The sequence below is a fragment of the Actinomyces succiniciruminis genome (assembly GCF_900002405.1).
Classification (GTDB): Bacteria; Actinomycetota; Actinomycetes; order Actinomycetales; family Actinomycetaceae; genus Actinomyces; species Actinomyces succiniciruminis.
The window spans coordinates 38505-46330 of the sequence record NZ_LK995498.1 but is presented as its reverse complement, the minus strand read 5'-3'; the positions used below and the strand labels follow the sequence as shown (position 1 = coordinate 46330).

5 protein-coding genes are annotated in these 7826 nt (G+C 70.6%); all 5 read right to left on the bottom strand.

Annotation, left to right across the window (positions count from 1 at the left end; genetic code table 11):
* On the bottom strand, nucleotides 1-844 hold an 844-nt coding region (locus tag BN1056_RS07200), incomplete at its 3' end, for a hypothetical protein (protein ID WP_210580063.1).
* Nucleotides 845-873: 29 nt separating this feature from the next.
* Nucleotides 874-2514, bottom strand: a complete 1641-nt coding sequence (locus BN1056_RS07195) for a family 43 glycosylhydrolase (RefSeq protein WP_210580062.1) — start codon at nucleotides 2512-2514, stop codon at nucleotides 874-876.
* 68 nt (nucleotides 2515-2582) lie between these two features.
* Nucleotides 2583-3611, bottom strand: coding sequence for an alpha/beta hydrolase (locus BN1056_RS07190; protein WP_210580061.1), 1029 nt, complete (start codon nucleotides 3609-3611; stop codon nucleotides 2583-2585).
* A 45-nt stretch (nucleotides 3612-3656) separates the two neighbouring features.
* On the bottom strand, nucleotides 3657-5945 hold the full coding sequence (locus BN1056_RS07185; protein ID WP_210580060.1) for a glycoside hydrolase family 3 N-terminal domain-containing protein: 2289 nt from the start codon (nucleotides 5943-5945) through the stop codon (nucleotides 3657-3659).
* Between the two features lie 123 nt (nucleotides 5946-6068).
* Nucleotides 6069-7559 carry an MFS transporter gene (locus tag BN1056_RS07180; protein WP_210580059.1) on the bottom strand — a complete coding sequence of 497 codons (1491 nt, stop codon included), beginning with the start codon at nucleotides 7557-7559 and terminating at the stop codon, nucleotides 6069-6071.
* Nucleotides 7560-7826 lie beyond the last annotated feature (267 nt).

The following is a 7826-nucleotide window of genomic DNA, read 5'->3' as shown; positions in this document are numbered from 1 at the left end:
CACCCGCCTGCCCGAGCTGGTGCTCATCCAGGTAGGCCAGGGCGGCGCGAGCGGCGGCGGCGTCCAGGAAGCTGGTCACCCCCTGCTCGCTGTCGCGGCTCCAGAAGGCCATGAGCGCCCACTGCCCCGGCCCGGGCTCCCAGTCGACGATGGCGCCGGTCCCCTCACCGCGCACCTGCCCGGTCAGGTCGGTCAGGGTGGTCTCGTCCAGCAGGGTGGAGTGCTCGGGCTCGATGATCTTGGTGGGCTTGCCCCAAGGGTTGCCGGAGTCCACCACCCGCGGTGGTGTGCCGCGTCGGACCACCCGGGCGGAGACGACGGCGACCAGCTTCCCGCCGCGCGCCAGCTCCGCGTCGTCGAAGGGGGCGGGCACGGGGGTGGTGACCGCGCCGCGGCCACCGCCGGGCCCATGAATCTCGGCGGCGGCCCGGCCGGCGTCGCCCCGGGCATCCGCCCGGCCCTCGCCCTCAACCCACCTCACCCCGTACTGGAGCTCCTGGGCGGCGTAGGCGGTGCCGCGGGTGGTGTTGGGGGTTTGCAGCGGCCAAGCGGCGCCGAGCGTCATGGCCACCCCCACCCCCAGGTGCCGGGCCTCGGCCAGGACGGCGGCCAGCGCCTCACGCTGGGCGGCGTCGGCCCAGAAGCCGGGCGAGAAGGCGATCTCCACCTCCCCGAAGCCGGCGGCGGCGATGGCCCGCAGCTCCTCGAGCAGTGCCTCAACCGGAACCGGCTGCTGCCACCACCAGCGGATGCCGGGCCGGTCGGTCATTTCCGGGGTGGCGAAGCGCGCCCGGGTCAGGGCGGCGCGGGTGGCGGGTCGGCGCAGGTCGGCGGGCGCGGTCATTGTGTGCTCCTGGCTGTTACGTGCGGCCCTTACAGGGCCCGGTAGCGGAAGTCGGTGATGCGGGCGCTGCCGGGTCCGGCTGCGAAGACGGCGGGCCGCAGCGAGACCAGGTCGTTCGCGGTGTTGGCGTGGTAGCCGGAGCACTCCAGGGTGAGCGGGTAGTGGGTCCACTCCGTCTGCCCGGGGCTGCGGTAGTACATCTGCACGATGTGCTCGCGCTTCTCCAGAGCGAGTTCCAGGGCGCGGGTGCCCTCCGGCAGCGGCTGACTCCCCCAGGTGCGGGTGCCGCCGGTCCACGCCTGCAGGCGCCCGGCGGCCAGTTCCAGTCCGAGGAAGAGCCGGTGGTTGAAGAACAGCAGCAGGCCCGCCGTCGTCCCGGGGGTCTCCGAGCCGCCGGACGTGCCCGGTTCACCGCCGGAGCCCTCCGCGGCTCTGGTCTGCGGGCCGCCGTCCTCTCCCGCCCGGGCGGCGTCCAGCAGTTCGATGCCGACCTCAACCCGGTAGGAGCGGTCGGGGGCGCGCACGGTCATGGGTGAGGCCGACGCCGGGTCCTGGCCCTTCCCGGCCAGCACCAGGCCCGCCTCGGTGAAGGCCGCGCGGGCGGTCTCGTCGGCACCCGGCCGGTCGAAGGTCCAGCGCCAGCCCCAGGCCGGGGCGTGGAAGTCGTCGGACAGGGCGACGCCGTGGGGCCGCTGCTGGCTGCCGCCGCCGGGCAGGGGCAGGGGCGCGGTGAGGTCGCCGCCGCGGGCGACGGGCCAACCGTCGTCGGTCCAGTCGACCGGTTCCAGCAGGATCTGCCGACCCAGCCCCTGCGCGCCCCGCTCGTAGGCGTGGTAGATGACGTACCACTGCCCGCCGGGTCCCTCCAGCAGGGTGCCGTGGCCCCGGGACCACCAGGGCTGGGCGGCGTCGGTGCAGCGCACCAGCGGGTTGGTGGGCATGTTCTCCCAGGGGCCGTCGATGCTGCGGGAGCGGGCCACGATGACCATGTGCCCGGTGGCCGGACCGGCGGTGCCGCCGACGGCGGAGACCAGGTAGTGCCAGCCGTCCCGCTGCACGTGCTTGGGGCCCTCCAGGGAGTAGGCCTCCACCACCCAGTCATCCGGGTAGTGCCAGCCGTCGTAGACGTGCTCCACCTCGCCGACGGTTCCCAGGCCGTCGGGGGTGAGCCGGACCCGGTCGATGCCGTTCAAAAACAGGTAGCGTTCGCCGTCCTCCCCCACGGCGTGCCCGGGGTCGATGTAGCCGCGCAGGCCCAGGTCGATGGGCCCGTGCCAGGTCCCCTCGATGTCGTCGGTCCACATCACCGCGATGGTGGGGGCGTCCACGCGCGACCAGGAGGTGGGCATGAAGGGGATGTACATGTAGTAGCGGCCGGCGTGTTCAACCAGGTCGATGGCGAAGACGCTGCCCCAGGGCTCCGGGCAGGCGGGGCCGACCGGTTCCCAGTCCACCAGGTTCTCCGAGCGCCACAGCACGATGCCGGGGCTGGACTCGAAGGAGGAGTAGGTCAGGTAGTACCGGTCCCCCACCCGCAGGACGGTGGGGTCGGGGTAGTCCCCACCCATGACGGGGTTGCGGTAGGTGCCGTCGCCGAGGTTGGCGCGGCGCTGGTTCTCGATGCCACGCCCCCAGGCGGGGGCGGCGCACGGGATGTCGGTGGTGGTCATTTGGTTACTCCGGTGGTGCGACGGCGGTTGTGTACAGCGTGCGGGTGGTCGGGGGAGGTGGGGTGGGCTCAGCGCAGCACGTCGCCGATGAAGGCGGCGAAGTGGGCGCAGGTGGCCTTGGCGGTGGGCAGGCCGGGCACGGACAGGTGGCCGTGGGTCTCCCCCGGCACGGTGTGCTGCTCCACATCGACGCCCGCCTGGGCGAGCTGCTCGGCGAAGCGTTCCCCGGAGGCGCGCAGTTCGTCGGCCTCGCAGTTCTCGATGTAGGTGCGCGGGTAGCCGGTCAGGGACTCGGCGTTCCCGGGCATGGCGTAGTCGAAGTGCTCGACGCCGGTCAGTTCCGGCCCCAGCAGCTGGGCCATCAGGGCGTCGTTCTCACCCTCGGGGCCGAGCAGCACCGGCGGCAGGGTGGACAGGACGGCGGCGAGCTCGACGGAGGGCCCCGGCAGCGGGTAGTGGACCAGCGGATAGGCGAGGAAGACGCCGGCGGGGGCCTGTCCGGCGTCGCGGCCGTGCAGGCCGACGGAGGCCGCCAGGCAGGCTCCGGCGCTGCCACCGCCGACCGCCACCCTGGCCGGGTCGGTGGGCAGTCCGTGCCCGCCGGCGCGCACCCACTGGTAGGCGGCCCAGCAGTCGTTGTGTGGCACCGGGTGGGTGACGCCGTCGACGGCGAGCCGGTAGTCGACGCTGACGACGGGCAGCCCGGTGGCGTCGGCGAGGCGGGCGGCGGTGTGGTCGGCCTCGGCGGTGTCAAGGTCGCCGAAGATGAAGGCGCCCCCGTGGATCCAGACGACGGCGCCGCGGCGGCCGGCGGCGTCGGGGGCGGCGAGCTCGTGCGGGGTGTACACGCGTACGGGGACGTCCCCGTGCGGGCCGGGGGCCGCATCGTCCCGGCGGGCCACCTCGGGCAGGTCGACGGGCTCGACGGGCAGGTCGTAGCGGTCCGCCTGAGCCATCACCGCCGGCGTCCACTCCGGGCCGCGCTGGGGCAGGCCGTCCAGGACGTGAATCCGCTCGCCGTGGACGCCGGCGACGCGGCCGACCTTCTCGGGGCTCTCGGTGACGACGACGGGGTCGTCGGGTGAGTTGAAGCGCATGGGCCGTACCTCCTCGTACGTGCTTGCAGGTGCTTGTGCGCGGGGTCAGTCGGTGACGGTCAGCAGCAGGGGCTCGGCGTCGGGGTCGTCCCCGAGGCGGATCTCGAAGTCGCCGGGCTCGACGCGCCAGCCCTCCCCATCGTCATCCCACAGCGCCAGGTGGCTGCGGTCCAGCCGGAAGGAGACCGCTTGGCTGCCGCCGGCGGGGACGGCGACGCGCTGGAAGCCGGCGAGCCTGCGCACGGCGGGGGCGAGCGAGGCGAGCACGTCGCGGGTGAACAGCAGTACCACGTCCTCACCGTCCCGCTCCCCGGTGTTGGCGACGGCGGCCGTGACCTCCACGGCGGCGTCGGCGTCGAGCTCGGCCCGGGAGATGGTGGTGCGTGACAGGGCGGCGTCGCGGTAGGCGAAGCTCGTGTAGGACAGGCCGTGGCCGAAGTGGAAGCGGGGGCCGAGCGGCAGGTCGCGGTACTTGGAGGTGAAGAACTCCTGGAGGTTGGCGGGGCCGTCCAGGCCCATGTCGAAGACGGGCTTGACCATCTCCCCGCCGCGGGTGGCGGGGCGGCCGGTGTTTTCGTGGGCGTCGTAGGTGGCGGGGAGCTGCCCGGAGTGGCGGGGGAAGCCGATGGGTAGGCGCCCGGAGGGGTTGACGGCGCCGGTGAGGAGGTCGGCGATGACCTCCGGGCCGGTAGTGCCCAGGTGCCAGGCCGCCAGGACGGCGCCCGGCTCCTCGATCCAGTCCTCCACGACCAGCGGGCGCCCGGCCACGAGCACCACGGCCAGGGGCGTGCCGGTGGCGGCGACGGCGTGGACGAGGGCGGCCTGGTCGCCGGGCAGGTGCAGGTCGGCGCGGGAGGTGGCCTCGCCGGTGAGTTGGCTGGGTTCGTCCAGGGCAAGGATCACCAGGTCGGCGTCGGCGGCGGCCGCGGCGACGGCGTCGACCTCGTCCCCGGTGATGCCGAGCGGGTTCTGCCCGCCCAGCACCGTCAGCTCGGGGGCGGGCGTGCCCGCGTCGGCGGCGCGGGCCTCCAGGGCCGCGGCCAGCGCGTCCGCGAGCGAGCGGGTGGGTGGGGCGGCGAAGTGCTGCACCCAGGCGCCCAGGTGGTCGGTGTGGGTGGCGGCCGGGCCGGCCAGCAGGATGCGGCGGGCGGTGGGGGCGATCGGTAGGGAGCCGTCGTTGGTGAGCAGGACGGGGCACTTCTCGGCGGCGGCGCGGGCGGAGGCCAGGTGCTGCGGGGTGGGGGCCGTGATTTCGGCGGCGGGGTCCACGTAGGGGTTCTCGAACAGGCCGAGGGCCAGCTTTAGGGCCAGAACGCGGCGCACGGCGTCGTCGACGCGCGCCACCAGGGCCGGGTCGTCGCCGTCCAGGAGGGCGGGGTGGTCGGGGCGGGCGTCCGGGTCGTGCAGGTGCCCGCCCATTTCGATGTCGAGCCCGGCGGAAAGCGACATGCGGGCGGCGTCGGGCAGGTCGGCGGCCACCCCGTGGGGGATGAGGTTCTCCACGCCGGAGGCGTCGCCGACGATCGCGCCGGTGAAGCCGAGCTCGTCCTTGAGGAGGCCGGTGAGCAGGCGGCGGTTGGCGTGCACCGGGCGGCCGTTCACGGTGTTGAAGGAGGCCATGACGGAGCCGACACCGGCGTCCACGCAGGCGGCGAAGGGCGGCAGGTAGACGGACTGGAGCCGCTGGTCGGACATGTCCACGGTGTTGTAGTCACGGCCGCCCTCGGCGGCGCCGTAACCGATGAAGTGCTTGGCGGTGGCCACCACGGTGCCGGGCTCGTCCAGGCGCTCGTGCTGGTAGCCCGCAACCATGGCGGCGCCGACTTCGGCGGTCAGCAGGGGGTCCTCACCGAAGCCCTCGGCGACGCGTCCCCAGCGCGGGTCGCGAGCGACGTCCACCATGGGCGAGTAGGTCCAGGTGACGCCGCCGGAGCGGGCCTCGGCGGCGGAGACGGTGGCGCAGGTGCGGGCGACGGCGGTGGAGAAGGAGGCGCCCATGGCCAGCGGGGTGGGGAAGATGGTGCGTTGGCCGTGGATGACGTCCAGGCCGATGAGCAGGGGGATGCCGTGCGGGGTCTCCTCCACGGCGGCGCGCTGGATCGCGTTGGCGTCTGCCGCGTTGCCGGGCCAAAACAGGGCGCCGATACCGGCACGCGCCGCCTCCAGACACTCCTCGGTGGTCATCTTGAAGGTGACCTGCACCTGCGCCAGCTTCTCCTCCCAGGTAAGGGACGCGAGGATGGACTCGATGCGCTCGCGCCGGGCGTCGGTGAGCTGTGCGGCGGGGCTCTTTGGGCTGGTGGCTGGGTGGTTGGCGGCGGGGGCGGCGGTCACGGGAGGGCTCCTCGTTGAGCGGGTTAGCAGGTGGATGGTCGTGCGGCGTTGACTGGGTCGGGCGGGCGCAGGAGGGTGCCGGCCCTGCGGCCGATCATCCGCCTGCACCCGCCCGCGGCGTAATTAGATCTCGCCGCGTTCCTCGGCGGCGCGCTCCGCCGCCTCGGCGAGGCGCTCGGCCTCGTCGCGGTCCAGGCCCTGTGCTAACGCCTCGGCCTGGGCGGCCCGCTTGACGTTGAGCTCAGCCTCGATCTCCTCCATGCGCTTTGTGGACAACTTCCAGAACAGCAGCGGAATGAAGGCAATGACTGCCATGATCGCCGGCATCAGGTTTGCAGCGACGTTGATTCCGGTCAGCGCACTCGCAGCCTGCGTCTCAGCCGCGCCGTTATAACCGAACCATCCAATAATGTAGAGGGAGATGGCACCGCCGATGGCCGACGCGATCTTGGTGGAAAGGGACACCGCCGCGTAGGAGGTACCGTCCGCACGAACACCCGTCTTGAGTTCGTAGTAGTCGACGGCGTCCGGCACCATGGACAGGGCAATTGGAGCGGCAAAACCAGATGCGCCATAGCAGAATTGGAGAATATAGAGTACGGTCATCCCCCTAGAATCTCCAATGAAGAAGATGAGAAACAGGAAGATCGCGCTCAGTAACACAGAAGCCATGAGCATATTCCTCTTTCCCAGCTTGAGAGCAAAGGGCGGAAATACGAATTGTCCGACCATCGTGCCAACCTGGAAAGCGAGCATCACCGGAACCATGAGTAGCGGGTTCCCGAGGAAATCAGCACAGAAGAAGAACATGACACCAATACGACCGAATAGCCCGATTAGATTGATGAGCAGGCAGAAGAAGACAACGAGAAGCTGCCCGTTGGACAGCACCGCTTTTACAGTGGCACCAAAGGAGATCTGCTGCTGCTCGGGCGTCATGGTGATGCGTTCCCGTACATTGAAGCCGGTTATGAGGAACATCGGCAGGGCAACCAAGCCGTAGATGGCCATGGTGATGAAGTAGGAGCGACCATCAAAACCCTTATCCTTGGCGGCATCGGATGCCACAAATGCCAGCAAGAGGAACGGAGTGAGAGTCTGGAGAAGGAGCTGAGCTATCGTGCTCCCCTGAGAACGAATCCAGTTAAGGGTCACGCGCTCCCCGGAGTCGGTAGTCATAACCCCAGCCAGCGAGCCATACGCCATATTGGCGACAGTGTAGGCAAAACACAGCAGCACATAAGTGACACCCGCCCAAGCAACCTTGGCGCCACTGCTGCTGAATGGCATCCAAAAAGCAAGGATCATCGTTATGGACACGGCGGGCGCGCCGAAGATGACATACGGACGGAACCGACCCCACCTAGACTTTGTGCGTTCGGCGATGTAGCCGAACCCGAGATCCTGAATGCCGTCAAACACCCGCGCGAACAGCAGGATATTCCCGGCAACAACCGCGGGGATCAGGGCTACATCGGTGTAGTACTTGAGAAGGTACGAGCCGACCGTAGTCCAGATGAACTGGGAGCCGAACTCGGCGAAGGCGAAGGAGATCTTCTCCTTGAGGGGGACCTGGGCCCCCGTCGTGGCGGGTGCCGCAGACTGCGTCGTCATGACGGGCCTTTCTGTGATGCGAAGTGCGGGCTGCTCTGCCCGGAACTCCCGAGGCCAGGGACTGCGACGTCCGCACCTCGTTACGTTCTGAGCTACAGTCAACGCGGGGTCGCTGCGGGCGACAAGCACACCATCCCCTCCTTCCGCACCGCCCGTGCATAAGGTTGAGCCTTCGGCACTCACACGACCACTCCGCCCCCGCCCCGACACACGAGCTCTCAGGTCTGGTCAACAAACCCTCAGCACATCGACAGCCGTTTATCGGGG

What these genes read in the sequence shown, in the direction of transcription:
- BN1056_RS07195 (WP_210580062.1), bottom strand. Translation starts at nt 2,514, where the DNA reads ATGACCACCACCGACATCCCGTGCGCCGCCCCCGCCTGGGGGCGTGGC.
- BN1056_RS07190 (WP_210580061.1), bottom strand. Translation starts at nt 3,611, where the DNA reads ATGCGCTTCAACTCACCCGACGACCCCGTCGTCGTCACCGAGAGCCCC.
- BN1056_RS07180 (WP_210580059.1), bottom strand. Translation starts at nt 7,559, where the DNA reads ATGACGACGCAGTCTGCGGCACCCGCCACGACGGGGGCCCAGGTCCCC.